The 24428-nt window shown below is 60.4% G+C and carries 25 protein-coding genes and 1 pseudogene; 10 read left to right on the forward strand and 16 right to left on the reverse strand.

Annotated features, from left to right (window positions below; all coding sequences use genetic code 11):
* The 4 genes and pseudogenes from CSZ94_RS28870 to dnaA form a co-directional block, all read right to left on the reverse strand.
* Positions 1-148, reverse strand: a pseudogene (locus CSZ94_RS28870) (IS5/IS1182 family transposase); the annotation flags it as partial.
* Between the two features lie 110 nt (positions 149-258).
* Complete coding sequence (gene gyrB / locus CSZ94_RS20850) at positions 259-2757, reverse strand: DNA topoisomerase (ATP-hydrolyzing) subunit B (protein WP_102123284.1); 2499 nt, start codon at positions 2755-2757, stop codon at positions 259-261.
* A gap of 154 nt (positions 2758-2911) precedes the next feature.
* On the reverse strand, positions 2912-4018 hold the full coding sequence (gene dnaN, locus CSZ94_RS20855) for a DNA polymerase III subunit beta (protein WP_086147318.1): 1107 nt from the start codon (positions 4016-4018) through the stop codon (positions 2912-2914).
* A 149-nt stretch (positions 4019-4167) separates the two neighbouring features.
* Positions 4168-5562, reverse strand: a complete 1395-nt coding sequence (gene dnaA, locus CSZ94_RS20860; RefSeq protein ID WP_034781304.1) for a chromosomal replication initiator protein DnaA — start codon at positions 5560-5562, stop codon at positions 4168-4170.
* A gap of 513 nt (positions 5563-6075) precedes the next feature.
* Here dnaA and rpmH point away from each other — a divergent pair.
* The 9 genes from rpmH to CSZ94_RS20905 all read left to right on the forward strand — a co-directional run bounded on the left by rpmH (position 6076) and on the right by CSZ94_RS20905 (position 11681).
* Positions 6076-6210 carry a 50S ribosomal protein L34 gene (rpmH, locus tag CSZ94_RS20865; protein ID WP_010401996.1) on the forward strand — a complete coding sequence of 45 codons (135 nt, stop codon included), beginning with the start codon at positions 6076-6078 and terminating at the stop codon, positions 6208-6210.
* Positions 6211-6218: 8 nt separating this feature from the next.
* Positions 6219-6671, forward strand: coding sequence for a ribonuclease P protein component (gene rnpA, locus CSZ94_RS20870; RefSeq protein WP_258001119.1), 453 nt, complete (start codon positions 6219-6221; stop codon positions 6669-6671).
* The gene (gene yidD, locus CSZ94_RS20875) at positions 6668-6928 is read left to right on the forward strand and encodes a membrane protein insertion efficiency factor YidD (RefSeq protein WP_102123285.1); all 261 of its coding nucleotides are present in this window, start codon (positions 6668-6670) and stop codon (positions 6926-6928) included. The genes rnpA and yidD overlap by 4 nt, the downstream gene beginning before the upstream one ends.
* Positions 6929-6939: 11 nt before the next feature.
* Positions 6940-8676, forward strand: a complete 1737-nt coding sequence (yidC, locus tag CSZ94_RS20880) for a membrane protein insertase YidC (protein ID WP_102123286.1) — start codon at positions 6940-6942, stop codon at positions 8674-8676.
* A 187-nt stretch (positions 8677-8863) separates the two neighbouring features.
* Positions 8864-10243 carry a tRNA uridine-5-carboxymethylaminomethyl(34) synthesis GTPase MnmE gene (gene mnmE / locus CSZ94_RS20885; protein WP_102123287.1) on the forward strand — a complete coding sequence of 460 codons (1380 nt, stop codon included), beginning with the start codon at positions 8864-8866 and terminating at the stop codon, positions 10241-10243.
* Between the two features lie 10 nt (positions 10244-10253).
* Entirely contained in the window at positions 10254-10553 is a 300-nt protein-coding gene (locus tag CSZ94_RS20890) for a hypothetical protein (RefSeq protein ID WP_102123288.1), read from the forward strand.
* Positions 10554-10570: 17 nt separating this feature from the next.
* Positions 10571-10774, forward strand: a complete 204-nt coding sequence (locus CSZ94_RS20895; protein WP_102123289.1) for a hypothetical protein — start codon at positions 10571-10573, stop codon at positions 10772-10774.
* A gap of 25 nt (positions 10775-10799) precedes the next feature.
* The gene (locus tag CSZ94_RS27720; RefSeq protein WP_146009863.1) at positions 10800-11369 is read left to right on the forward strand and encodes a hypothetical protein; all 570 of its coding nucleotides are present in this window, start codon (positions 10800-10802) and stop codon (positions 11367-11369) included.
* A gap of 120 nt (positions 11370-11489) precedes the next feature.
* A complete protein-coding gene (locus CSZ94_RS20905) occupies positions 11490-11681 on the forward strand; it encodes a hypothetical protein (protein WP_102123291.1) in 192 nt (63 codons plus the stop codon).
* 3 nt (positions 11682-11684) lie between these two features.
* Here the strand turns inward: CSZ94_RS20905 and CSZ94_RS20910 are convergent, their stop codons facing one another.
* Both CSZ94_RS20910 and CSZ94_RS20915 read right to left on the reverse strand, forming a co-directional pair.
* Entirely contained in the window at positions 11685-12320 is a 636-nt protein-coding gene (locus CSZ94_RS20910; RefSeq protein ID WP_102123292.1) for an Hpt domain-containing protein, read from the reverse strand.
* Positions 12321-12429: 109 nt separating this feature from the next.
* Entirely contained in the window at positions 12430-13380 is a 951-nt protein-coding gene (locus CSZ94_RS20915; protein ID WP_308410585.1) for a CAP domain-containing protein, read from the reverse strand.
* Between the two features lie 268 nt (positions 13381-13648).
* Between CSZ94_RS20915 and pssA the strand changes: the two genes are divergently transcribed.
* Positions 13649-14389: a CDP-diacylglycerol--serine O-phosphatidyltransferase gene (pssA, locus tag CSZ94_RS20920; RefSeq protein WP_258001124.1), complete on the forward strand. Its 741-nt coding sequence runs from the start codon at positions 13649-13651 to the stop codon at positions 14387-14389.
* A gap of 3 nt (positions 14390-14392) precedes the next feature.
* On the opposite strand, the gene CSZ94_RS20925 is transcribed toward pssA, so the two are convergent.
* The 10 genes from CSZ94_RS20925 to CSZ94_RS20975 all read right to left on the reverse strand — a co-directional run bounded on the left by CSZ94_RS20925 (position 14393) and on the right by CSZ94_RS20975 (position 24288).
* Positions 14393-15319, reverse strand: coding sequence for an aldo/keto reductase (locus CSZ94_RS20925; RefSeq protein WP_102123294.1), 927 nt, complete (start codon positions 15317-15319; stop codon positions 14393-14395).
* Positions 15320-15584: 265 nt separating this feature from the next.
* Positions 15585-16730: a D-alanyl-D-alanine carboxypeptidase family protein gene (locus CSZ94_RS20935; RefSeq protein WP_102123296.1), complete on the reverse strand. Its 1146-nt coding sequence runs from the start codon at positions 16728-16730 to the stop codon at positions 15585-15587.
* Positions 16731-16843: 113 nt separating this feature from the next.
* Complete coding sequence (locus CSZ94_RS20940; protein ID WP_102123309.1) at positions 16844-17497, reverse strand: alpha/beta hydrolase; 654 nt, start codon at positions 17495-17497, stop codon at positions 16844-16846.
* A 35-nt stretch (positions 17498-17532) separates the two neighbouring features.
* Entirely contained in the window at positions 17533-17850 is a 318-nt protein-coding gene (locus CSZ94_RS20945; RefSeq protein WP_034781335.1) for a (2Fe-2S) ferredoxin domain-containing protein, read from the reverse strand.
* Positions 17851-17890: 40 nt separating this feature from the next.
* Entirely contained in the window at positions 17891-19078 is a 1188-nt protein-coding gene (locus CSZ94_RS20950; protein WP_102123297.1) for a VanZ family protein, read from the reverse strand.
* Positions 19079-19088: 10 nt separating this feature from the next.
* Positions 19089-19703 carry an ABC-type transport auxiliary lipoprotein family protein gene (locus tag CSZ94_RS20955; RefSeq protein ID WP_102123298.1) on the reverse strand — a complete coding sequence of 205 codons (615 nt, stop codon included), beginning with the start codon at positions 19701-19703 and terminating at the stop codon, positions 19089-19091.
* Positions 19704-19715: 12 nt separating this feature from the next.
* Positions 19716-20675, reverse strand: coding sequence for an MlaD family protein (locus CSZ94_RS20960; protein WP_102123299.1), 960 nt, complete (start codon positions 20673-20675; stop codon positions 19716-19718).
* Positions 20675-21577, reverse strand: a complete 903-nt coding sequence (locus CSZ94_RS20965) for an ABC transporter ATP-binding protein (RefSeq protein ID WP_102123300.1) — start codon at positions 21575-21577, stop codon at positions 20675-20677. The genes CSZ94_RS20960 and CSZ94_RS20965 overlap by 1 nt, the downstream gene beginning before the upstream one ends.
* Positions 21577-22710 carry an MlaE family ABC transporter permease gene (locus CSZ94_RS20970; RefSeq protein WP_102123301.1) on the reverse strand — a complete coding sequence of 378 codons (1134 nt, stop codon included), beginning with the start codon at positions 22708-22710 and terminating at the stop codon, positions 21577-21579. The genes CSZ94_RS20965 and CSZ94_RS20970 overlap by 1 nt, the downstream gene beginning before the upstream one ends.
* A gap of 57 nt (positions 22711-22767) precedes the next feature.
* The gene (locus CSZ94_RS20975) at positions 22768-24288 is read right to left on the reverse strand and encodes a B12-binding domain-containing radical SAM protein (protein ID WP_102123302.1); all 1521 of its coding nucleotides are present in this window, start codon (positions 24286-24288) and stop codon (positions 22768-22770) included.
* Between the last annotated feature and the right edge of the window lie 140 nt (positions 24289-24428).

Below are 24428 nucleotides of genomic sequence, written 5' to 3' on the forward strand. Positions count from 1 at the left end.
AATACAGCGCCTGGAAATCATCGTTCATGTTGGCCAGGATGGCATCGACCAGTACTCGCAATTTGCGCAAGGGATGCGCATCCGGGATGCGTTCCTCCAACGAGCGGTAACTGTACAGAGAGTGCTGGGTGACGTCGGTCTTGCGCATGATGGCGGTGGGAAAGTGGGGCTGATGAAACAACGTTTACCGGCCCGTGATGGTTGACGGGCACGGCGATTAATTCAACACCCTGTTAGGAATCCTAAACTACAACATGCTTAAACGTCGATATTCCCCGCGCGCAGCGCGTTGTTTTCAATGAACGCCCTGCGTGGTTCCACGTCGTCCCCCATCAAGGTCGTGAAGATCTGATCCGCCGCAATGGCGTCTTCGATCTGCACTTTCAATAAACGGCGCACGGTCGGGTCCATCGTGGTTTCCCACAGCTGGGCCGGGTTCATCTCGCCCAGACCTTTGTAGCGCTGTTTCGAGACCGTGCGTTCGGCTTCGTCGCGCAGCCATTGCATGGCCTGATGGAAGTCGACGACGGCGATTTCCTTGATGCGCTCGCCCTCGCCGCGGCGCACGAAAGCGCCTTCGCCGATCAGGCCTTCGAAGGTGGCGGCGCCGCTGCTCAGCACGGCGTAGTCCGGGCCTTGCACGAAGTCGGCATCGATGGCCGTCACTTTGATGTTGCCGTGGTGCATGCGTTCAATGTGCAGCTTGTGTTTTTCCGACAAGTCATCGGAACGCACATGTACGCGCACGGCGCTGTCGTTGATGGCTGTCTGCAGGGTCAGGGCGGAGGTTTCTGCCAGGTCCAGGGTCGACAGGTCCAGCTGCGCGCCCGTCATGATGGCCGTCAGGGCAGCACGGTCGATGACGCGCGTCAGACGCGTCATGATGGTGTTCGACAGGTTGAACTTGCGCACCAGTTCCGTCAAGGTCTCGCCGGAAATGCCTTCCGCGCCTGTGCGCGGCACCAGCACGGCCGTGTTCAGCGCCACCATCATCATGTAGCTCGCTTCTTCGGCGTCATCTTTCAGATAGCGCTCGTCGCGGCCCGATTTCACTTTGTACAGCGGCGGTTGCGCGATGTAGATGTGGCCGCGTTCGACCAGTTGCGGCATCTGGCGGTAGAACAGGGTCAGCAGCAGGGTACGGATGTGAGCGCCGTCGACGTCCGCATCGGTCATGATGATGATGCGGTGGTAGCGCAGTTTCTCGACGTTGAATTCGTCCGGTCCGATCGAGGTACCGAGGGTGGCGATCAGGGTGGTGATCTGCTCGGACGACAGCATTTTCTCGAAACGGGCTTTTTCCACGTTCAGCACTTTACCGCGCAGTGGCAAGATCGCCTGGAACTTGCGGTCGCGCCCTTGTTTTGCCGAGCCACCTGCCGAGTCACCCTCGACGATGTACAGTTCGCACAGGGCGGGGTCTTTTTCCTGGCAGTCGGCCAGCTTGGCCGACAAGCCCAGGCCGTCCATGATGCCTTTGCGGCGCGTCAAGTCGCGGGCCTTGCGGGCCGCTTCGCGGGCGCGCGCCGCTTCGACGATCTTGCCGCAGATGATCTTGGCGTCGTTCGGTTTTTCTTGCAGGTAATCGGCCAGGGTCTTGGCGACAATTTCTTCCACCGGGCCGCGCACTTCGGACGACACCAGCTTGTCTTTCGTTTGCGACGAGAATTTCGGTTCCGGCACTTTTACCGACAAGACGCAGGTCAGGCCTTCGCGCATGTCATCGCCGCTGATTTCCACTTTCGCCTTCTTGGCGAACTCGTGTTCATCGATGTATTTGTTGATCACGCGCGTCATGGCCGCGCGCAAGCCCGTCAAGTGGGTGCCGCCGTCGCGTTGCGGGATGTTATTCGTAAAGCACAGCACCTGTTCGTTGTAGGCATCGTTCCACTGCATCGACACGTCGACCGAGATGTTGGTGCCCTGGTCCGACATGCGCTCGCCCGTGGCCTGGAAAATGGTCGGGTGCAAGACCGACTTGGCCTTGTTGATGTATTCGACGAAGCCGCGCGTGCCGCCTTCGAAGGCGAAGATTTCTTCCTTGCCCGTGCGCTGGTCGGACAATTTGATCTTGACGCCATTGTTCAGGAAGGACAGTTCGCGGATGCGCTTGGCCAGGATTTCGTAGTGGAATTCCACGTGCGTGAAAATCTCTTCATCGGCCCAGAAATGCACGTCGGTGCCGCGCTTGTCCGTTTCGCCGATGACCTTGATCGGTGACGTCGCGATGTCGCCCACCATGACGATCTGGCGGTCTTGCGGCACGCCGCGCACGAATTCCATGTGATGCACTTTGCCATCGCGGCGGATGGTCAGTTTCAGCAATTTCGACAGGCCATTGACGCAAGATACGCCCACGCCATGCAAACCGCCCGATACTTTGTACGAGTTCTGGTCGAACTTGCCGCCCGCGTGCAGCTCGGTCATGACGATTTCCGCCGCCGAACGCTTCGGGTCGTGCTTGTCGTCCATTTTCAGGCCGGTCGGCACGCCGCGGCCATTGTCGGTGATCGAGATCGAATTGTCGCTGTGGATGGTGACGTGGATGTCGGTGCAGTGGCCAGCCAGCGATTCATCGATGGAATTGTCCAGCACTTCGAATACCAGATGGTGCAAGCCGGTGCCGTCCGAGGTGTCGCCAATGTACATGCCCGGGCGTTTGCGCACGGCTTCCAGACCTTCCAGGATCTGGATGGAGGAGGCGCCGTATTCTTCCGTGATGGCCTGGATCGGGGTGTCTTGTGGATTCTCGGACATGGACTGCTTTCTCAATTAACTAGTACTGTTCCGGGGTCAGACCCTGCGGGTCTGACCTCAGCTTTTCATCGGGTTTCTTGATTGCTATTTTGCATTTCAACCCAACGGCGAAATGCCGGGGTCCGACCCAGAGGGTCCGGCCCCTTGTTGCCACTTAAATCCGCATCGGCATGACAACGTACTTGAAGTCCGCATTGTCAGGGATGGAGATCAGGGCGGACGAGTTCGAGTCGCCCAGCGCGATGTTGACATATTCGCATTTCAGGTTATTCAGCACGTCCAGCAGATACGTCACGTTGAAGCCGATGTCGACGGAGTCGCCGCCGTAGTCGATTTCCAGCTCTTCGACGGCTTCTTCCTGGTCCGCATTGGTCGAGCTGATCTTCATGCTGCCTGGCGTGATGATGCAGCGCACGCCCTTGAACTTGTCGCTGGTCATGATGGCGGCACGTTGCAGCGAGCGCAGCAGTTCATCGCGGCCGATGGTGAAGTCGTTTTTGTAGCCTTTTGGAATCACGCGCGTGTAGTCGGGGAACTTGCCTTCCACCAGCTTCGAGATCAGCTCGATGTCGGCAAAGGTCAGTTTCACCTGGTTGGCGGCGATGTCCAGTTGCACCGGCTCATCGTTCTCTTCCAGCAGGCGCTGCAGTTCGATGATGGTCTTGCGCGGAATAATCACTTCCTGGCGCGCAAACGTCTGCTCGGTGGCGACCTGGCAAAACGCCAGGCGGTGGCCGTCGGTGGCCACGGCGATGACATGATTGCCATCCAGAACCAGCAGCAAGCCGTTCAGGTAATAGCGGATGTCTTGCTGCGCCATCGAGAAATGCACCATGTTGAACAGGTGCTTCAGCGTTTTCTGCGGCAGGGTGACGCTGGCGTTGTAGCTTTCCGCCTGTTGCACGGTTGGAAACTCTTCCGCCGCCAGGGTTTGCAGGGCGAAGCGCGACTTGCCCGTTTGCACGGTCAGGCGCTTGTTCAGCAGGGTCATCGTGACGTCGCCCGATTCGGGCAGGGCGCGCAAAATGTCCAGCAGCTTGCGCGCGGCCACGGTGGTGCCCGTGACGTCCGCGCCGGAGCCGATTTCCGCGTGCGTGGTGATCTGCACTTCGGTGTCGGTTGACAGGAAGGAGACATTTTCACCGTCTTTGCGGATGAGGATATTGGCCAGAATCGGCATAGTGTGCCGACGCTCGACAATACCGCTCACGATCTGCAGTGGCCGGAGAAGGGTATCTCGGGTGGTTTTGACCAATTGCATATTTATCCTCAATGTATAGGTTGAACAGTACGACGTTTAACGTATTAATTTAACAATTGTTGCCATAGGGAGCCCCGACAGACCGGCTGCGGTGCCCTCCCAGATGATAAGGGTAAAGCACGTTTTGAGCCAGTCTTGCCCAGGCGTTCTTAGCCTTTTAGTGTTTGCTCCAGTACATGCAATTCGTGGTTGCATTCCGGGTTCTTGGTGCGGTCCAGCGCGATCTTGCGCACGGCATGCAGCACCGTGGTGTGGTCGCGGCCGCCGAACAGCTCGCCGATTTCCGGCAGGCTCTTCTGTGTCAATTCCTTGGCCAGGTACATGGCGATCTGGCGCGGCCGGGCGATATTTGCGGGCCGGCGCTTCGAATACATGTCGGCGACCTTGATATTGAAGAAGTCGGCCACTGTTTTCTGGATGTTTTCCACGGAAATCTGGCGGTTCTGCACCGATAGCAAGTCCTTCAGGGCTTCCTTGACGATATCAATCGTGATGTCCTTGCCATGGAAACGCGAGTACGCCAGAATTTTGCGCAGCGCGCCTTCGAGCTCGCGCACGTTCGAGCGCAAGTGCTTGGCGACAAAGAAGGCCACGTCGTCGGAGAAGGTCACGCCTTCCTGCTTGGCTTTTTTCAGCAAAATCGCCACGCGCATTTCCAGTTCCGGCGGCTCGATGGCCACCGTCAGGCCGGAGTCGAAGCGCGAGATCAGGCGGTCGTCCATGCCCGTGATTTCCTTCGGATAGGTATCCGAGGTGATGATGATTTGTTTCTTTGCGGCAATCAATGCCTCGAACGCATAGAAAAACTCTTCCTGCGTGCGGCTCTTGCCGCCAAAGAATTGAATATCATCGATCAGCAGCATGTCGAGCGAGTGATAGTAGTGCTTGAAATCGTCGAAACCCTTGCGCTGGTAAGCGGTCACTACGTCGCGAACATACTGTTCTGCGTGGATGTAGCGGATCTTCGCGCCCGGATTGTCGGCCATCACCTGGTTGCCGATGGCGTGGATCAAGTGGGTCTTGCCCAGGCCGACGCCGCCGTAGAAGAACAGCGGGTTATACGACACGCCCGGATTGTTCGCCACCTGGATGGCGGCGGCGCGCGCCAGCTGGTTGGCCTTGCCCGTCACGAAGCTGTCGAAGGTCAGGTCGGTGTTGATGCGGCTCTGCTCGCGGCGCGGCGCCGCGCCGATGCTCAGTTCCGGCACGCTGGGCTGCGGCTCTGCGGCGCGCGCGCTGGGCGCGCCGCCATTCGGATCGCTGGCCGGAGTGCTGGCGGTGACAGGTTTCTTCGGCAGGGCCAGGCGCGGGTCGAGCACGAACTGCACTTCCGTGGGCGCTTCGAAGTACTGTATGGCCAGCGCAGTGATGCGGCTGGCGAACTGGGTCTTGACCCAATCGAGCTTGAAGCGATTGGGCGCAGCAATGCGCAGCTTGCCCTCTTCGTAATCGAGAGGGATAAGCGGTTTGATCCACGCACTGAATTGTTGCGGTGTCAGCTCCAGTTCCAACTGCGCGGAACAGGCCTGCCAGAAATTATCCATGTATGTCTATGTGAAAAGGTGTGGGAGGGCGTATCGATTCTGCCCTGCGTTCACCGTGTTGCAAGGCCGGCGTCGCGCGAGGGCTCGCCACACGTAACGCGCTATTCTACTCCCGACTGCCAAAGTTATCCACAGGCACGGCTGTTATTTTTCTGTGGCGGGGTGGGGCGCCGTGTGTATAAGAGGCGACTTATCCCCCGGTTATCCCGCCATAGACAGTGCTGGCGCGGCCTGTGGCGGGGCCTTGCCGGCGGATGGGGTCCGGGGCGAAAATTTCCGGGCGATCACGGCAATCCTTGACAAGAGGGGGGCATATGCTGAATAATTCAGGGTTCCCCGCCCGTATTCCGTGTTTATTCATTTGGAACGACAATATGGACTAAGCGTGGATTAAGCGGGCGATGAGATTGGCCAGCTTGTGCCTTGGCATAAGTGCGCGATTGTCATTGGCACCAAAAACTGACGGGACGTCAGACCCGATTTTGCATTTTTTTTGTTTTTAGCGAGACCAACATGAAACGTACTTACCAACCTTCCGTCGTTCGCCGCAAGCGTACGCACGGCTTCCGCGCTCGTATGGCTACCCGTGGTGGCCGTGATGTGCTCAACGCACGTCGCGCAAAGGGCCGCAAACGTCTGGCCGTCTAGGCTTGTCGTTGACAGCTGATCGCGTGGCTAGCTGTACTCCAGTCGGCAATCAACGCGAAGGTTCACACGACTTCGCGCGCGTTCGGCGTATCGTTAAAACGGATGAATTTTCATCCGTTTTTCGTTTGCGCCCTTCGCAAAAAACAGCGCATTTTGTGCTGTACACCCGACACAATCAATTGCCGCATGCGCGGCTGGGTGTCGTTGTGGCGAAGCGTTTCGCGCCGCGCGCAGCGACCCGCAACACGATTAAGCGCGTCACGCGCGAGCTGTTTCGCAACAGCGCGATGCCGCCGGTCGACTGCGTGGTGCGTTTGTCGCGCGCCGTCAACAGCAAGGATGGTCCGGCCACCACGAGCCAGCTCAAAGCCGAGCTGCGTGAAGAATTGAGCCGCCTGTTCGCGGCGCAAATCGCCGCCCAGGCCCGTTCTGTTGCTGCGCCACCACCATCCGCGCCATGAAAACCCTGCTGCTGTTCCTGCTGCGCGCTTATCAGTTGCTGATCAGCCCCATGCTGGGACAGAATTGCCGTTTCTATCCGAGCTGTTCGCATTACGCGATGGAAGCGCTGCGTGTGCACGGCGCCGCCAAGGGCAGCCTGCTGGCTGCCAAACGCGTGTGCCGTTGCCACCCCTGGAATGAAGGGGGTGTCGACCCGGTGCCGCCGGCCGACGCTAAACAATCTTCAACGACCGCTTGCGGTTGCAACCACTCCTGACAAATACCCTAATGGATATCAATAAACGTACCATCCTGTGGATCGTGTTTTCCGTCTCGCTGGTAATTCTCTGGAACGAATGGATGATCTCGAACGGCAAGCCGTCGATGTTCTCCGCGAACACGGAACAAACCGCCAAGGCGCCTGCGACCCCTGCCAAGACGGATGCCCTGGCCGCCTCGGCTGCGGCAGGCGTGCCTGCCCTGCCGGGTGAGGCTGTCGATCCCGCCGCGTTCAAGCGCGAAGTGATTACCATCACCACCGACGTCATCAAGGTTGACATCGATACCCTGGGCGGCCAGGTCAAGCGTCTGGAATTGCTGAAATTCAAGGGCGCAGGCAATCCGGGCTGGTTTGGCGGTTGCTTCGGCCTGTTCAAGGTGTGCCAGCCCGATGACGGCAAGCAAAACGAAGTGCTGTTCGACGAAGGCGCGAACCACACCTACCTGGCGCAATCGGGCCTGGTCGGCGGTCCGTTCCCCACCCATGCGAGCGGTTTCACCGTACAACCTGGCGTGCGCACCATCGGTGACGGCAAGCAAGTGCAACTGGTGATGGAAGCGGTCGAAGGCGGCGTCAAGCTGACCAAGACGTTTACGTTCAAACGCGGCGACTACGTCATCGACGTGCGCCATGACGTGGCCAACGTGGGCGCAGCGCCTGTCACGCCACAGCTGTATTTGCAACTGACGCATGATGGCAACAAGCCGGTCGGCGACTCGTTCTTCAACAGCAGCTTCACGGGGCCGACCCTGTACACGCCGCAAGACAAGTACCAGAAGCTGACGTTCGAGAAAATCGAAAAAGCGGCTGTGGAAGACGAGAAGAAGGGCAACGACAATGCCATGAAGGGCTTGCATCCGGCCACGGCGAATGGCGGCTGGTTTGCTATTTCGCAACACTTCTTCGTTTCCGCCTTTGTGCCGCCTGAAAATGCCAAGCGCGACATCTTCACCAAGAAGGTTGGTGCCAACCTGTACGCCATCGGCAACGTGCTGCCATTGCCGACCCTGGCGCCAGGCGCCACGGCCAGCATGGACAGCAAGCTGTATTCGGGTCCGCAAATCGCGCATCAGCTTGAAACGGTATCGCCTGGCCTGGAACTGGTCAAGGATTACGGCTGGCTGACCATCATCGCCAAGCCGATCTTCTGGGTCATGGAACATATCCACAGCGTGCTGGGTAACTGGGGCTGGACCATCATCGCCTTCACGATCCTGATCAAGCTGGCGTTCTTCCCCTTGTCGGCTGCCGGTTACCGCAGCATGGCGAAGATGAAACTGGTCACGCCGAAGATGCAGGCGATTCGCGAGCGCTACAAAGGCGACCCGCAAAAGATGAACCAGGCCACGATGGAGCTGTACAAGACGGAAAAGATCAACCCGCTGGGCGGATGCCTGCCGATCCTGATCCAGATGCCCGTCTTTATCGCCCTGTACTGGGTGCTGAACGCGTCCGTGGAAATCCGCGGCGCACCATGGATAGGCTGGATCACCGACCTGGCCCAGCATGACCCATGGTGCATCTTGCCCGTGCTGTACGCGATCTCGATGTACATCACGACCAAGCTGAACCCGGCCCCGGCCGATCCGATGCAAGCGAAGATGATGTTGTTCATGCCACTGGCATTCTCGGTGATGTTCTTCTTCTTCCCGTCGGGCTTGGTACTCTACTGGGTCGTCAACAACGTCCTGTCGATTGGCCAGCAATGGGTGATCACCAAGAAATACGCGCCTGCCGCCAAGTAATTCCGGCCAGCGAACAGAAAGCCCGCCTCGCGCGGGCTTTTTTTTTGACATCGTACCCAATGGGTACGATGTCAAAAAAAGTGGCTTTTGCCGGCTTTCCACTGACCTCCCCATTCATGTGCCCCCGGTTTGTCGCTGACAATATCGCGGCTCCTGCAGCTTTTCCCGAATACACTACAATTACCCCATGAAACTCGACTCTTCCCCTATCGCCGCCATCGCCACCGCACCCGGACGCGGCGGCATCGGCGTGGTACGCGCCTCCGGCAAAAACCTCGCACCCCTGATGACGGCCTTGTTCGGCGCACAGCAGTTGAAACCGCGCCATGCCACCTACCTGCCATTCACGGAAAGTGACGGCGCCATCATCGACCAGGGCATCGCCATCCACTTCAAGGGTACGCAGTCGTACACGGGCGAAGACGTGCTGGAATTGCAGGGCCACGGCGGCCCCATCGTGCTGCAGCTGCTGCTGGCGCGCGTGCTGGAGGCGGGCAAGGACAGCGGCTTGCGCCTGGCCGAACCCGGTGAATTCACGCGCCGTGCTTTTTTGAATGACAAGCTTGATCTGGCGCAAGCCGAAGCCGTGGCCGACCTGATCGACGCTTCCACGGAAGCGGCCGCCAAGTCCGCCTCGCAATCGCTGTCGGGCGCGTTCTCGAAGACGATCCACGCGCTGGTGGAGCAGGTGACGGGCTTGCGCATGCTGGTCGAGGCGACGCTGGACTTCCCCGAAGAAGAAATCGATTTCCTGGAAAAATCGAATGCGCGCGGCCAATTAAAGGCCGTCATCGCAGCCTTGAATAAAGTGTTTGCCCAGGCGGCGCAGGGCGCGCTGCTGCGCGAAGGCCTCAATGTGGTCCTGGCGGGCCAGCCCAACGTGGGCAAATCGTCGCTGCTGAACGCGCTGGCGGGCGCCGACGTGGCGATCGTCACGCCGATTGCCGGTACCACGCGCGACAAGGTCAGCGAAACCATCCAGATCGAAGGCATTCCGCTCAACATCATCGATACGGCCGGCATCCGCAGCGCCGGCGATACCGTCGACGCCGTCGAGCGCATCGGCATCGAACGCACCTGGGGCGAAATCGGCAAGGCCGACGTGATCCTGCACCTGCTCGACGCCGACCATGGCCCCACCCTGGCCGATGAAACCATCGTCGCCGCCTTCCCCGAAGGCGTGCCCGTGGTGCGCGTGTGGAACAAGATTGATCTCTCTGGCCACAAGCCTGGCGTCGACAGCTTGCCGGACGCCACGCACGTGTATCTGTCGGCGCACGAGCACATCGGCATCGATTTGCTGCGCGCCGAGCTGCTGCGCATCGCGGGCTGGCAGCAGACGGGCGAATCGCTGTACCTGGCGCGCGAACGCCATTTGATTGCGCTCAAGTCGGCCGGCAAGCACTTGAACATCGCGGCCGCCCACGCGGCGCAGGATGACCAGTCGCTGGACCTGTTCGCCGAAGAGCTGCGCCTGGCGCAGGTGCAGCTGTCGAGCATCACGGGCGAGTTTTCGCCTGACGATTTGCTGGGCGTGATCTTCAGCCGTTTCTGCATCGGCAAGTAAGGAGAGGTTGATGAAGCTTGTGCTCGCTTTCATGCTGGGCTGCCTGCCTATGCTGGCTGGCGCCCAGGAAAAACTGCCGCGCGACGTGGCCCGGTTCGTCGAGAACGCCCAGATGTGCGAGCACTTTGCCGGCGAATGGGATGATAACGACAAGGCGCGCCAGCGCGAAATCACGCAAGCCATCGAGCAATCGTGCGGCCAGGCGCAGAAGCAGTGGCAACGGCTGTCTGCCAAGTATGCTGGACAGCCGGCGCTTAAGAAACTCATCGCCGAGCATGCGAATGATGCCGTCAGGAGCTTTCGGAAATAAGTATCAAGGGTGTTTTTTTGCATACACCTCGAACGGCGAAAAGACCGGCGCTCGATCTGTTTGCCGAAGAGCTGCGCCTGGCGCAGGTGCAACTGTCGAGCGCCACGCGCGAATTTTCGCCTGATGATTTATTGGATGTGGTTTTCAGCCGGCTGTGTATTCGCAAGCAAATTCATATTGATTGCGGAACAGCAATAGCCTGCCGTGTGACGGTTCTATAGTCGGAATTCCCAATCAGGAGTTCCTATGACATATCTTTCATTCCCGCGTAGCACCGCTATTGTTTTTTTTGCATTGGCGCTTGTTTCACCTGTCGCGGTTTTGGCTGCCGTCCCATTGCAATTGACGATCGACACTGTGCTACCGCCTGATCCTGGTGCTGCTGGCAAACAAACGCTTGCCGGTATTGATAGCAATGAAAATGGCGTGCGCGATGATGTCGAGTTGTTTCTGCGGCGGCATTTTTCGCGCGATGCCCGGCTTCTGCGGGGCATGGCAAATGTTGCCATCAGCAACCAGGCGGCGATTTTGGCAAGCACACCCTGGGAATCGTCACATGCGCATTCGATGGCGATACGCAGCAGTGAATGCCTAGCCGGGCTTGGCGAGCTGGTCCCCGAGGATGAAAACAAGGTAGGTCAAGTGATGGCCTTGCTTGTCAATACACCCCAGCGCAAGGAAGCCATCCAGGCGCACGGTGCGCGTCTTGCCAATATGACTTTCGTCATGCGGCAGGAGACAGAGTGGGAGCCTTACTGCATGGAACGGGCCGATCTTGTGGGGCCGGGTGTGCAAACCCAGCCTCGCCGCGAATAGCGCCATTTGCTGCCATGTATCCCAGGCGAGCGTGGTCTATTGAGCATGCTCATACCGCATCAACTTGAATGACGTAATCTTGCTGAGCGGCCTTGAAGTGCCGCCGGGAAAGGAAGCGCCATGGACAGCGAACAGCCGGAAGTCGTGGACAGCAGGGGGGCGCCGCCATTGCCTTCTCTGTCGCAATTGATCGCAGTGCTGCCGCCGAAAGGCGCGTGCTGGTATTGCGACAAGCCGCTCGATGCCGTGCGTCGTTTCTGTTGCAAGAGTTGTTGCGTGGCGTATGCGGAAGAGGCGCAGTACAACAGCTGAGCGCTAGCGGCGCCGCAGCAGCGCCGCCAGCGCGCCGTCAAAGTCGAACTCATGCGCAGCGGCCGCCACTTCCTGATAGACGTGCACGCCCAGGCTGGCGGCGAGCAGGGTGGCCGAGTTTTCCAGGATGTCGATGGCCGCGCCATCGCCTTCGCGCAGATGGCTGGCCAGGCGCGCCAGCAGCAGCTGGATGGCGGGGGCGGCAGGATCGGGCGCCATATCCTGCGCCGCCGTATGGGCCGCTTCCGGCGTGCCCAGCATGCTGCTGACCGCGCCGAGCAATTGATCCTGCGCCAGTTCCAGCTGCAGCATCTGCTGGGCCAGGTCGGGCGCCTGGGCACGCAGTGCCGATTCCAGCGTTTCCGACAGACCATGCACGTGGCGCGCACCGATCATGCCGGCGGCACCCTTCAGGGTATGCGCCTTCAGGCGCGCGCAGGCATAGTTGCCGGCGTTAAATTCGGCGCGGATCTGGCACGGCGTGGTGCCGTGGTCATGCAGGAAGCGGCGCAGGATTTTCAGGTACAGGATGCGGTCGCCCATAATGCGGCCCAGTCCGTTCTCGACGTCGAGAATACGAACCATGTCGGATGCCGCTACGGCGGCATCATCATCGCAAGTGGCGTGTGGTTTCAGCATGCCTGGTGTGCAGAGAGCCCCAAAACTTGTCACTGTCAGTAAAGCAAGAACCGCTATTTTACATCCTGTCGTCCTCAAGACCGCGCCCGCTTGCCGTGCGATGCCATGGCTAGCGGGTGCTGAATGACCAGTTGTACGTGATGTCCGCGCCATTGACCTTGCCGATGAAACGCACGTCATAGGTGGTGTTTTCGGTCAGGGGCGCCAGCGGGATGATGGATGCGGCCGAGATCGGCGTATGCGCATCGCTGCCGCTCGTCAGCAGGCGCACCGTCAAGTCCGTGCCGGCACCGCGCTGGCGCACGCTGAACGCCGTCACGCTGACGCTCGTGCCGTAATTGGCATGCACGCTGATCGGGTAGCCGACCACGTCCTGGTTCGGCACGGGATCGGGCGCTTCGTTATCGCTGGAAAAACTGACGGCCACCTTTTGCTGCCCGCCAAATGGATAGGCGACGATTTGCGCCGCCGCCAGCCCGGGGCCATAGTTGCGGTTGCTTGCCAGGTCGGTGGTGAAATACGCGTAGCCGGCGCCACTGACGACCGCTCCCGCGCCGCCTTCCTTGAAGAGCGGCTCGAAAATGACGAAGCGGTGATAGATGGCCGTGACCAGCTCTTCGGCCAGGTAAAAGCCGGACGTGTTGCTCGCGCCGGCGATGACTTCGCCCTGCAGCGACGTGACGACGTAGCCGGTCTTGGCCAGGCGGTCGCCCAGTGTGGCGCCCGTAAAGCCGGGCTTGCCCTGCACTTGCTCGTGCGCCACCGTATTGTTGAGATTGAGATAGTTGGAATGGCCCAGGGCCGCGCCGTCGATCTGGCCGTTGCGTACCAGTGGCGACAGGCCGATCTGGCTGCGCCGGTAGTTGAACCAGTTGAAGCCATCGGTGGCGATATTGTTGCTGAGGACGGGAGCGCCCGGTTCCTGTGCCAGCTGCCCGGCCGGCGTCGAGGTGCTCAGCGACGTATTTCCGCCGCCATCGCCGCCGCCACAGGCGCTCAACAGGGCTGCGCTCAGCAGGGCGGATATACAGTGTTTCCAACGCAGTGACGAGACAATCAAGTTGACTCCTGTATAGGTAGGCGGACAGAGGTGGGGGCCGGTGTGCCGCCCTGTGAAACGATTCTAAGGCATTTTGATCTGCCGTAGAGCATCCATGAAAAGATATGTCGCGCGTTCGTGCGGGGCGGTGCCACGGCTGCGCAGGGTAGAATGAGCAAAGTGCAGCGTTTGCCGCTGCTTTGCCTGATTCCCGCTACTTTGATTGCCGACAAATTTGAACACATTGCCCAAGTCGCGCCTGCAGCGCGCCAAGTACGCCTTGCCCAGCATGGTGACTTTGCTGTCGATAGCCTGCGGTTTTGCCAGCATCGTCATTTCCGTCGATAACGCCGCGGTGGGCGACGCCGATGCCTATCGCCTGGCTGCGGCGCTGCTGGTGCTGGCCGGGGTGTTTGATGCGCTCGACGGCTATGTGGCCCGGCTGACGGGGACCAGTTCGCAGTTCGGCGTGCAGCTCGATTCCATCGCCGACGTGATGAATTTTGGCTGCGCCCCTGCCGTCTTGTTGTATTGCTACGGCTTTGTGCAGATGGGCGTGCACGATCCGCTGCTGCTGCGCTTTGGCGGCATGGCCAGCTTCTTCTTTGTCGCTTGCGGCGCCATGCGCCTGGCGCGCTTCAATGTGAATGTGGGGCGCACCGACCCGCTGTATTTCGTCGGCATGCCGATCACGGCCGGGGCCGCCTGCGTGGCGGCCGTGGTGGTGGCCTGGCCGGCGCCCATCGATTCCATGCTGCACAGCTATCTGCTGATGCTGCTGCTGGTGGGCGTGGGCAGCCTGATGGTGTCGACCTTGCGTTTCCCCAGCTCCAAGCAAAAGAAAAGCCTGGCCGCGCTGCTGGTACTGATCGTGGCCGTTGCCCTGCTGGTGTGGCTGAAGACCAGCTTCTTTGCGCTGTTCTTCGCCGTCTACATCGCCGCCACCCTGGCGCTGAACCTGGCCTGGTATCTGGGCTGGCGCGGCATTGCGTTACCGCAAGTGTTCAACGATCCGGACGAAATTGACTAACTTTTAAGCTACCTCGTGCCCGCGCGCGGCGCGCAGGATGGCGAACCAGTCGCTGCGGCAGAGCGTGAACTGCGTGCCTTCCACGGCCACGCCCACCGCTTCGATGCGGCCCGAGCCCGTCAGCGGCAGGGGGCGGCACGGCAGTTGCATGATCCACGCAAACACCACGCTGGCAAACGGGCGCTGCAACTGGTCGGCGATCTGCTTGATGACATTGCGTAAGTTCTCCACATTCGCGTCGCCCCCCTGGAACAGCCTGCCGCCGGCCAGCGGCGACCAGATCATCGGCGCCACCCCCACGTCCTGCAAGCCGTCGAAGGTTTCGTCGAACAGGGGTGCCACGTGCAGCGGCGAGAATTCCACCTGGTTCGTCACCAGCGGGAATCGCCGGTGCAGGCACCCGAACTGGTGGCGGCTGAAGTTCGACACGCCAAAGTGCAGGACCTTGCCATCTTGCTTCAATTGGGTGAAGGCGCCGGCGATCTCGTCGAAATCCATCAGCGGGTCGGGACGGTGGATCAGCAGCAAGTCCAGGCGGTCCGTGTGCAGCTGGCGCAAGGTGTGTTCCACTGAACTGGTGATGTGCGCCGCGCTCGTGTCGTAATGCTGGATGGCATGGCCGGGACGGTGCGGCGAGAGCAGCTTGATGCCGCACTTGCTGACCAGCTCCATCTGGTCGCGCAAACCCGGTTGCAGGGCCAGCGCTTCACCAAACAGGCCTTCGGCGCTGTAATCGCCATAGATATCGGCGTGGTCGAAACTCGATACGCCCAGCGCCAGGCATTGCTCGATGAAGGACAGGCGTTGCTGCGCCGACATATTCCACTCGCCGATGCGCCACATGCCGGCGACGATGCGCGACAGTTCGGGGCCGTTGCTGCTTAAACGGTTGCGCGGGGCTTGCAAGCTGGCGGGAAATACATGGCTCATGGGTTGGCTTTCTGATGGTGACGTGGACGGACTCGCCACGATTATAGCCAGCTAATCTGGAGCATGCTGCGTATAAAGCGGCGGCAACGCTCCTGCAGGGCAAGGTCGAGCTGGTGGCCCGGCTGCTTTTGGTACACGAGCGCCGATAGCGCCTCCTTTTTGAGCGCGTCAAGCCTGTGCCTGCAGCCGACGGGCCTCGCTGTCCAGTGAACGGACGAAAAAAATGCCCGCAGCATCTGCGGGCATTTATGGGGTCGAGGCTGACTTATTTCATCCAGAGACGCATCGAATCCCAGGCGCGGCCAAAGATCGTGGCCTGGTTGATGGTTTCCAGCGCCACGACAGGCAGTTCCAGCAGGACCTTGTCTTCAACCATCATTTTCAGCTTGCCGACCGGGGCGTTTTCAGCCAGTGGCGCGACCAGCGGGTCCTTGCGTTCCAGCACAGGTTTCATCTTGGCAGCCATGCCTTTTGGCACGGTGACGAGCACGTCGCGGGCGAAACCGATTTTCACGGTGCCTTTCGAGCCCTTCCATACTTCCGGCGTGGCCACGGCCTGGCCCTTCGAGTACAGCTTGACCGTATCAAAGTTCTGGAAGCCCCAGTTCAGCAGCTTCTGGCTTTCCTGCGTACGCGCCTGGTCGGACGTGGTGCCCAGCACCACGGAGATCAGACGGCGCTCGCCGGTGCCGCCTGGACGGCGGGCCGACGCGATCATGCAATAGCCGGCTGCTTCCGTGTGGCCCGTCTTCATGCCGTCCACGGTTGGGTCCAGCCACAGCAGGCGGTTGCGGTTAGGCTGGGTAATCTTGTTATACGTGAAACTTTTGATCGAATCGATTTTGTAGAATTCCGGATAGTCGGCGATCACGCGCTTGGCCAGCACGGACAGGTCTTGCGCGGTGGAATAGTTCTCGGGGCTAGGCAAGCCATGCGGATTGGCAAAGCGCGTGTTTTTCAGACCCATGCGCTGGGCTTCGCGGTTCATCAGCACGACGAAGGTGCCTTCATCGCCGGCGACGGCTTCAGCCAGCGCCACGGCGGCGTCGTTACCCGATTGAATCATCAGGCCATGCAGCAAGTCGTCAATCGACACGGGGGTGGCCGGGTCGATGAACATCTTCGAGCTGCTCGCATCGACTTTCCAGGCGCGCACGGAAACATTTACTTTTTGGTCCAGCGCCAGTTTCTTTTCGCGGATGGCGGCAAACGTCAGGTAGGCCGTCATGATCTTGGTCAACGATGCGGGCTCGATGCGCGCGTCCGGATCTTGCGAAGCAATGATCTGGCCACTCGTGGCGTCAAGCAGCAGCCAGGACTTGGCGGCGATGGTCGGGGCTGGAACGCTCTGGGCGTAGGCGGCGGATAGGAAAAGTACACTGGAGGCCAGTGCCGCTAAAAGTTTTTTCATGGAGGCTGGTCTGCGAAAAAGATGAAGGCTGGGGGCCATGTTGTTGCTGCTTACATGGCCGCGTGGAAAAAACGGATCAATTATAGCCGTGGAAGCGCTAGTAAGCCCACACTTCAATGATCATCTGCGCTTGTTGCGGGTTTGTCACCATGCCACAGCGCAATCACGAGGTTCTTGATGTGATTGAGCTTGCGGTGGAAAAAGTGGTCGGCGCCGGGGATCACGATCACGGGAATGTCTTGTGGACGGGCCCAGTCGAAGACGGCGGACAGGGGAATCGTGTCATCCAGTTCGCCGTGGATCAAAATGGTGTCGGCCGGAATGTCGGCCATGGCCCACTTGCCGGCCGCGCTGCCGATCAGCGCCAGGCGCTCGACGGGCGTGCCGGCGGCGGCCAGGCGTTCCTGCAGTTTCGATTGCACGAAGGTGCCGAACGAGAAACCGGACAAGGCCACGGGCAAGCCAGGGTAAAGGCCGCGCATGTGTTCGTACAGCAATTGCATGTCATCCGTCTCGCCCGCGCCATGGTCATGTACGCCTTCCGAAGCGCCCACGCCGCGGAAGTTGATGCGCGCCACCACGTAACCGAGAGCGACAAAGGCGCGCGCCAGGGTTTGCGTGACCTTGTTATCCATCGTGCCGCCATACAGCGGATGCGGATGCGCAACGAGGGCGATGCCGCGTGGGGTGTCTGCCGGGAAATCGAGCAAGCCTTCCATGCTGCCTGCATGGCCGGCGAGGGTAAATTTTTCCGAGTTTCTGTTCATGATGCTCATACTGGTGGCTATCTCTTAAATTGGCATTAAATCTTGAGGCGTTCGACAATCTTGCCGCCCACCAGGTGCGTATCGATGATTTCATCGATATCGCTGGTGTCGACATAGGTGTACCAGGTCGCTTCCGGGTAGATGACCAGCAGCGGGCCTTCCTCGCAGCGGTCCATGCAGCCTGCCTGATTGATGCGGATTTTGCCCGCGCCATTCATGTCGAGTTCCTTGATGCGGCGCTTGCAATGCTTTTGCGCCGCTTCCGCGCCATGGTCGCCGCAGCTGTTGCGGCCGTCTTCACGTTTATTCATGCAGAAAAAAACGTGGCGTTCAAAATACGGTGCGTCGCTCATACTATGCTCCTGCTGATTCATCAATACGCCATGATAGCGCTTATGGGTGGTCTTCGCGACGCTGGCGCTGCCCATCGTCCTGCCGGTTCAGGCGGTGCGAAGGCAGGCACAGGAACCACAGGGCCATGAAAGGCCACAGCAGGGCCAGGAATTGCGCCGCGCCATTAAAGTTCAGGAATTTTCCTTGTACCCAGCCTTGCAGGGTGGACATGAAATACGGGTTAATCGGCGTCGTATTCACCATCACTAGGCTCAGCAGCAAGGTGGCGGCCGCGATGCGGCGCTGTGCCACGTGGGGCGCGAACGCCAGGCCGCCCAGCATGATCAGGCCGATCAAAAAGCCGCCCTGGGCACCCGGCGTGATCCAGACGAAGGCGTTTTCGGGCGAAAACAGCAACGCGCTGGCCATCGAACGCACGATCAAGGCTGCGGCGATGAGGGCCAGCATCAGCGCGGCGCGCGGTGCCGCGCGGCGCAGCAGGCACAGCAAGGTAAGCACGGCGCCCGTCATGCCGCAAGCCGTGATGATGGTTTCTGATAGCCAATATTGCTCGACGGTTAATATCACATCGGGACGCAGATACGTGGCCAGGTCGATCTCCATGCCCATCAGGCTGGAAAGCCAGTCCGACAGGATGGGCAGCAACTGGCCCAGGCCGAACAGATAGCCTTGCGGATAGATTTGCGCCAGTGGCCACAAGGCCACCAGCACCAGGCCCTGGCTGGCATGCTGGGCAAACCAGCGCTGGCGCACGCGGTACAGATGACTATGGTCGAGCAGCTTGCGCGCCGTCAAGGCGCCGATGAGGGAACCGATAAAGCAGCCGGCCGCATTCGTATAAAAATCGAGATTCGACGACACGCGGCTGGGCAAATAGGTTTGCACCGCTTCCATGCTGCCGGAAATGCAGATGCCGCACAGGCTGGCGATCACGACGGCAAACAATCCCGTGACCCTGGGAAACAGCGAATACACGATCAGCGCGCCCAGCGGGATGTAGCCGACGATGTTGATGCCCACGTCAAAGCCCGTCCAGTAGCGGGGCATGCGCGTGTTTTCCAGGAACGTCAGCGGCGACAAGCCATTGCTGTGCCAGCCCGTGAACGGGAACCAGCTGGCGTAGACGATCAGGAAGACGTAGGCGAGCAGGGTCGCGCGCGACACGGGCGACGAGCGTACGGGCGGCAGTGGCGCTGGCGGGCTGGCAGGGGCTGCGGAGGCGGTCATTCTGTGACGGTCATTCTTTCAGGATGGTCAGCGTGCCCAGCCAGACCAGCACGTCGGTGGCGATGGCGTCCGATGCTGCCGCCAGCGCCTGCGCGCCGCCTTGCGCGTCGGCGCTACCGGCCGGGCCGCTGCGGCTGAAGGTTTTCTGGTCGATCAGGCGGTGGCCGCGGAACAGCGAGGCGCGCAGCGATACGTGGCCGCTGCTGTGCGTTTGCGTATCGAAGTTTTGCGAAAAATCATCGACGTCGATGCGCAGCAGGGGAATGCCGGCGGCCGCGTCCGTCGTCGACAGCACTTTCACGCCGCTTTGCGCCACGCGGGTTTTCAGGCGCTGGCTCAACAGTTGCAGCGGCGGCGTGTTCCAGCGGTTGTAGGCGTACGGGCGCGATTGTTGCGCATCGGCGTACAGCAAGCGGTAATACATGCGCTGGCTGTCCAGCCACGAAGGGCCGTTGGCGTCGGCGATCACCAGCACGGGCACGGGCGGCGTGCTCGACGGCACGGTCGCCATCGGCGCCACCGGGCCGAAATCATAAAAAGTGGGGACGGGGCCGCGACTGGCGCAGCCGCCCAGCAGGAAAGCGCCGGCCAGGGCCAGCAGCGTGAGATTGCGAGGGATGTGCATGCTTTGTTCTCCTTATTTGCCCGGCGCCGAAAAACCGGGCTCGCCCGGGCCGGGCGGGATGTCTGGGGCGCCGAACAAGATGCTCTGCGGCTGTTCATTGAGCGTGCTCATGGTGGTTTTCAGGGTGCGCATCGAGGAGCGCGCCTCGCCGCTCAGCTCGATTACCTGCGGCAACACTTCCAGCGATATGCCATTGGCTACCGTTTCCACCGAATTGCCGACCCGGTCGACCGTGCCATTGACCTTGTCGAGCACGCCGCCGGGCGCCTGGATGTCGTTGCCCAGCTTTTTCCAGGTGGCCGTCAAGTCCGACACGTTCTTGCTGGCCGTACTGACGGCCATCAAGGTTTGGCGTGTTTGTTCCGTCAGTTGCGGCAATTGCGTCAGGGTCGGCTCCAGTTGCTGGGGAATGGCGCCAAAGGCCTTGGCTGCCTTGCCCACTTCATTGAAGGCACCCAGCATGGCTGCCTGGTTGTCGGGGCTGAGCAGGTTGTTGACCTTGTTGGTGATCTGCTCGGCCTGGTCGAGAATGCGCTTGCCGCGCTTTTCCAGCTGATCGAGCAAGCCGGCGCGCAGGGGAATCAGTGTAGGCTTGTCCTTGCTGGTTCCCAATAATTCGGAACCCACCTGTTCATCGTCGAGCTGGATGTAGGCGATGCCCGTCACACCCTGGTAGCCCAGGGTGGCAAAGGTGGTGTTGGTGACGGGCGTGTCGGGCGCCACGCTGATGTGCACGAGGATTTGCCCCGCCTTTTGCGTATCGAAATCGATGGCGTCGACCTTGCCCACTTCCAGGCCCCGGTAGCGCACGGTCGCCTGGGGGTTGAGGCCCGGCACGGACAGGGTGGTGGCCAGCAAATACGGCACGCGCTCCACGCGGTCGCGGTTGAACCAGACGCCGAACAAAATGGCGGCCACCAGCAAGGTGAGTGTAAAAAATCCCGTCATCAGGGCATGTGATCTGTTTTCCATTACTTCTCCGCTTTCTTGTCTGTGCCGGCGTCAGCGCCTGGCTGCGCAGCATTGCCCGCTGCCGCCTGTTTTTCATCGAGGACGGCCAGCGCGCGCTTGCCGCGGTCACCGAGGAAAAATTGCTTGATGAATGCGTGGTCGAATTTGATCACCTCGCGCGTGGGGCCGATGGCGATCACGTGTTTTTCCGCCAGCACGGCGATGCGCGTGGACAGGGCGAACAGGGTGTCGAGGTCATGCGTGACCATCACCACCGTCAAGCCCAGCTCGCGGTGCAGCGACTGGATCAAAGAGACAAAACTTTCCGACAAGTCCGGGTCCAGGCCTGCCGTGGGTTCGTCGAGGAACAGCAGTTTCGGCTCCAGCGCCAGGGCGCGCGCCAGTGCCACGCGCTTGATCATGCCGCCCGATAAGTCCGATGGCATCTTCAGCGCATGTTCCGGGCCCAGCCCCACCATATTCATTTTCAATAATACCGCGTCGTGCACCAGCGCTTCGGGCAGCACGCGCAATTCGCGCATCGGTTGCGCCACATTGTCGAACACGGTCAGGGCCGAATACAGGGCGCCTTGCTGGAACAGCATGCCCCAGTGTTGTCGCAGCTGCTGCAACTGGTCGGCGCTTGCCTTGTTGATATCTTCGCCAAAGACTTTGACGCAACCGCGCGCCGGATGTTCCAGGCCCAGCATCTGGCGCAGCAGTACCGTCTTGCCCGTGCCGGAGCCGCCCACGATGGAGAGGATTTCGCCCCGTTCGATTTCCAGGTTCAAGTCCTGGTGCACGACGGTGCGGCCGAACTTGGTCCACAGATTGGTGATTTCCACCACGGGCGCACTGCCATGCAGGTTGAACTGGCCCTCGTTGCCCTCGCTCGCCTTGCAAGCGTTATCGTTGTCCGCCATCAAAAGCCCACTCCATTGAAGACGATGGCAAACACGGCGTCAGCCAGGATCACCACGGTAATGGCCGTGACGACGGCGGTGGTGGTGCCGTGCCCCAGGCTTTCCGTATTGGCCTTGATGCGCAGGCCGAAGTGGCAGGAGACAAGGGCGATCAGCATGCCGAAGATGACGCCCTTGCCCAGGCCGATCATGTAGTTGGCCAGCGGCACGGCGTCCGGCAGCTTCTGGATGAAGTAGCGCGCCGACAAGTTTAATTCCACCTTGGCCGCCACCATGCCGCCGATCAGCGCAGCCGTATCCGTCCAGATGACGAGCAAGGGCATGGAAATGGCCAGGGCCAGCACTTTCGGCATGATCAGACGGAAACCGTGCGAAATGCCCATCACCAGCATGGCGTCCAGTTCTTCCGTGACGCGCATGACGCCCAACTGCGCCGTGATGGACGAGCCCGAGCGGCCGGCCACGAGGATGGCCGCCAGCAAGGGCCCCAGTTCGCGGATGACGCTCATGCCCAGCAGGTTGACCAGATAAATGTCGCCGCCAAAGGCGCGCAGCTGCTGCGCCGACAGATAGGACAGCACCACGCCGATCAAGAAGCCCACGAGCGCCGTGATGCCCAGCGCCTGGAAGCCCGCATGGAAAATATTGGCGGAAATTTCACGCCACGGACCGCGCATCGGGTGGCGTGCGAAGCGGCCGACATCCAGCGTCACCTGGCCCACCAGGGCAATGAAACCCTTCAAATGTTCAAAAAACAGCAACATGGCCATGCCCAGTTTCATCACGGGCGTGAGGCGGTTGGCGCGTGAAGGTGGCGTTGTCAAAGGGCCCGTTTCTTCGATGCGCCGGAAAAACTCTTCCAGCGATGGCGCCAGGGTCAGCTGCGCCGGACGCCGCTTGCCCCAGGCATTCCAGAACAGCTGGGCGCCGATATGGTCCATGCTGTCGATCTGTGACAGGTCCCAGCTGGCATTCGCGTCGCCCTGCAAGGGCTTGAGTTGGGCGTCGATGGCCTTGATCGCATTGTCATGCGCGAGGGCGTGCACTTGCCAGGCGCCGCTGGCAGTGACGACGGCTCCCTGTTGGGAGCTGGTCTGGGAGAGGGTCAGTTTCGGCGATTGTACAGTCGGCATCGTGCCAGTTTAAGGGAGAATGGCGCAGACCGCCACCGCTGTTCAATCGCCGCCGTTTCAGGATGCCAGGTGACGCGCCTGCCGCTGTGGCAGGGCGACGTCCGGACGCACCTTGGCGTTGTTAGTGCTCACTTCGCTTGTTTTGGCCTGCGCGGCTGCCTGCGCGCCGCCCGCATAGTCGCTGGCCAGCAGCGCATTCGCCTCGGCTGTGCTCATGCCGCGCGTCTGCAGCCATTGCGCCACCAGCTTGGCCAGGCGTTCCATGGCGATGCGGTGCGTGGCGTCCGTGTGGGCGTACAGCCAGTTCGAAAAGTCCATGAAGTTTTCAAACGGCGACTCGCCCAACATCCATTGCACCGTATTGGCGAAGCGGCCCGAGTTGGCCACCAGGTCCCAGTAGCGGGCGAAGCGCACCAGGCGCTGCATACTCATGAAATCGAGCTGTTTATTGGCCAGGATGGTGTAGGGCGGGTGCGGGTCGAACACCATGCCGTAATTTTCCGTGTGGCGGATGATGGGCGTGCCGCGCAATCGCTTTAATATGCCGAACTGGATTTCATGCGGTTTCAAGGCCACCAGTTTGTTGAAGCCGGCCGCAAAGCTCGCTTCATCCTCGCCCGGCAAGCCGGCGATCAAGTCCACGTGCAGGTGGGCATGGGATGCTTCGCACAGCCAGCGGATGTTGTCGGCCGCCTTTTGATTGTCTTGCTTGCGGCTGACCAGCGCTTGCACGTCCGGATTGAAACTCTGGATGCCGATCTCGAACTGCAGCGCGCCGGGCGGGAACTTGCTGATGCCTTCTTTCAGGGCGTCGGGCAAGTGGTCGGGCACCAGCTCGAAGTGGGCGTAGATGGGATCGTCCGGATTGGCTTCGATCTTGTCCAGAAAGAATTGCATGATCTTTAAACTGGTCTTGATGTTCAGATTGAAGGTGCGGTCGACGAATTTGAACAGGCGCGCGCCGCGCGCATGCAAGGACTCCATCTCGGCCAGGAAGTTGTCCAGGGCGAAGGGCCAGGCCGTCTTGTCCAGCGCCGACAGGCAGAATTCGCATTTGAACGGACAGCCGCGCGACGCTTCCACGTAAATCGTGCGGTGGCGGATATCGTCGTCCGTATAGAGAGAGTAGGGCAGTTGCAGTTCCGCCAGCGGCGCTTGCACGCCCGCGTGGATCTTCATCAGCGGTTTCGGGCCGTTGAGGATCTCGCCGCACAGCTTGGGGAAGGTGACGTCGCCCCAGCCTGTGATCAGGTAATCGGCCAGCTTGACGATTTCCTGCTCGCCCGCCTCGTGCGACACTTCCGGCCCGCCCAGCACAATGATGACCTCGGGCGCCACGCGCTTGAGCATGGCGACCAGTTTCGTGGTTTCCTCGACGTTCCATATATACACGCCAAAACCGATGATGCGCGGCTTGTTCGTCAGGATGCGCTCGACCAGTTCCGTGGTTTTCGTGCCAATGACGAATTCCTGCAACCGCGTCTGCGCCTGCAACGGCCCCATATTGGCCAGCAAATAGCGCAAGCCCAGCGAAGCGTGGGTGTAGCGGGCGTTCAGGGTGGAGAGCAGGATGGTCATGGGAGGCGATGGAAACGGCGAAACCGCTATTTTACGCTGTCGCGTCAGCTGTGCGCTGCGGCCACAAATGCCATGTTACCATTTGTCAATAATTACTAACTTGTCAATGCCGTGGCAGGCTAAAAGGGATACAAGGTGCT

Origin of the sequence: Janthinobacterium sp. ROICE36, from assembly GCF_002869965.1 — a bacterium.
GTDB lineage: Bacteria > Pseudomonadota > Gammaproteobacteria > Burkholderiales > Burkholderiaceae_D > Janthinobacterium.

Coding starts and splice junctions, on each gene's coding strand:
- CSZ94_RS20910 (WP_102123292.1), bottom strand. CDS start 12,320: ATGCTGAAACCACACGCCACTTGCGATGATGATGCCGCCGTAGCGGCA.
- CSZ94_RS20955 (WP_102123298.1), bottom strand. CDS start 19,703: ATGCACATCCCTCGCAATCTCACGCTGCTGGCCCTGGCCGGCGCTTTC.
- CSZ94_RS20905 (WP_102123291.1), top strand. CDS start 11,490: ATGGACAGCGAACAGCCGGAAGTCGTGGACAGCAGGGGGGCGCCGCCA.
- dnaN (WP_086147318.1), bottom strand. CDS start 4,018: ATGCAATTGGTCAAAACCACCCGAGATACCCTTCTCCGGCCACTGCAG.
- CSZ94_RS20925 (WP_102123294.1), bottom strand. CDS start 15,319: ATGAGCCATGTATTTCCCGCCAGCTTGCAAGCCCCGCGCAACCGTTTA.
- CSZ94_RS20965 (WP_102123300.1), bottom strand. CDS start 21,577: ATGGCGGACAACGATAACGCTTGCAAGGCGAGCGAGGGCAACGAGGGC.
- CSZ94_RS20945 (WP_034781335.1), bottom strand. CDS start 17,850: ATGAGCGACGCACCGTATTTTGAACGCCACGTTTTTTTCTGCATGAAT.
- CSZ94_RS20960 (WP_102123299.1), bottom strand. CDS start 20,675: ATGGAAAACAGATCACATGCCCTGATGACGGGATTTTTTACACTCACC.
- dnaA (WP_034781304.1), bottom strand. CDS start 5,562: ATGGATAATTTCTGGCAGGCCTGTTCCGCGCAGTTGGAACTGGAGCTG.
- CSZ94_RS20935 (WP_102123296.1), bottom strand. CDS start 16,730: ATGAAAAAACTTTTAGCGGCACTGGCCTCCAGTGTACTTTTCCTATCC.
- rpmH (WP_010401996.1), top strand. CDS start 6,076: ATGAAACGTACTTACCAACCTTCCGTCGTTCGCCGCAAGCGTACGCAC.
- CSZ94_RS20975 (WP_102123302.1), bottom strand. CDS start 24,288: ATGACCATCCTGCTCTCCACCCTGAACGCCCGCTACACCCACGCTTCG.
- mnmE (WP_102123287.1), top strand. CDS start 8,864: ATGAAACTCGACTCTTCCCCTATCGCCGCCATCGCCACCGCACCCGGA.
- CSZ94_RS20950 (WP_102123297.1), bottom strand. CDS start 19,078: ATGACCGCCTCCGCAGCCCCTGCCAGCCCGCCAGCGCCACTGCCGCCC.
- pssA (WP_258001124.1), top strand. CDS start 13,649: ATGGTGACTTTGCTGTCGATAGCCTGCGGTTTTGCCAGCATCGTCATT.
- CSZ94_RS20970 (WP_102123301.1), bottom strand. CDS start 22,710: ATGCCGACTGTACAATCGCCGAAACTGACCCTCTCCCAGACCAGCTCC.
- CSZ94_RS20890 (WP_102123288.1), top strand. CDS start 10,254: ATGAAGCTTGTGCTCGCTTTCATGCTGGGCTGCCTGCCTATGCTGGCT.
- CSZ94_RS20940 (WP_102123309.1), bottom strand. CDS start 17,497: ATGAACAGAAACTCGGAAAAATTTACCCTCGCCGGCCATGCAGGCAGC.
- gyrB (WP_102123284.1), bottom strand. CDS start 2,757: ATGTCCGAGAATCCACAAGACACCCCGATCCAGGCCATCACGGAAGAA.
- yidD (WP_102123285.1), top strand. CDS start 6,668: ATGAAAACCCTGCTGCTGTTCCTGCTGCGCGCTTATCAGTTGCTGATC.
- CSZ94_RS27720 (WP_146009863.1), top strand. CDS start 10,800: ATGACATATCTTTCATTCCCGCGTAGCACCGCTATTGTTTTTTTTGCA.
- yidC (WP_102123286.1), top strand. CDS start 6,940: ATGGATATCAATAAACGTACCATCCTGTGGATCGTGTTTTCCGTCTCG.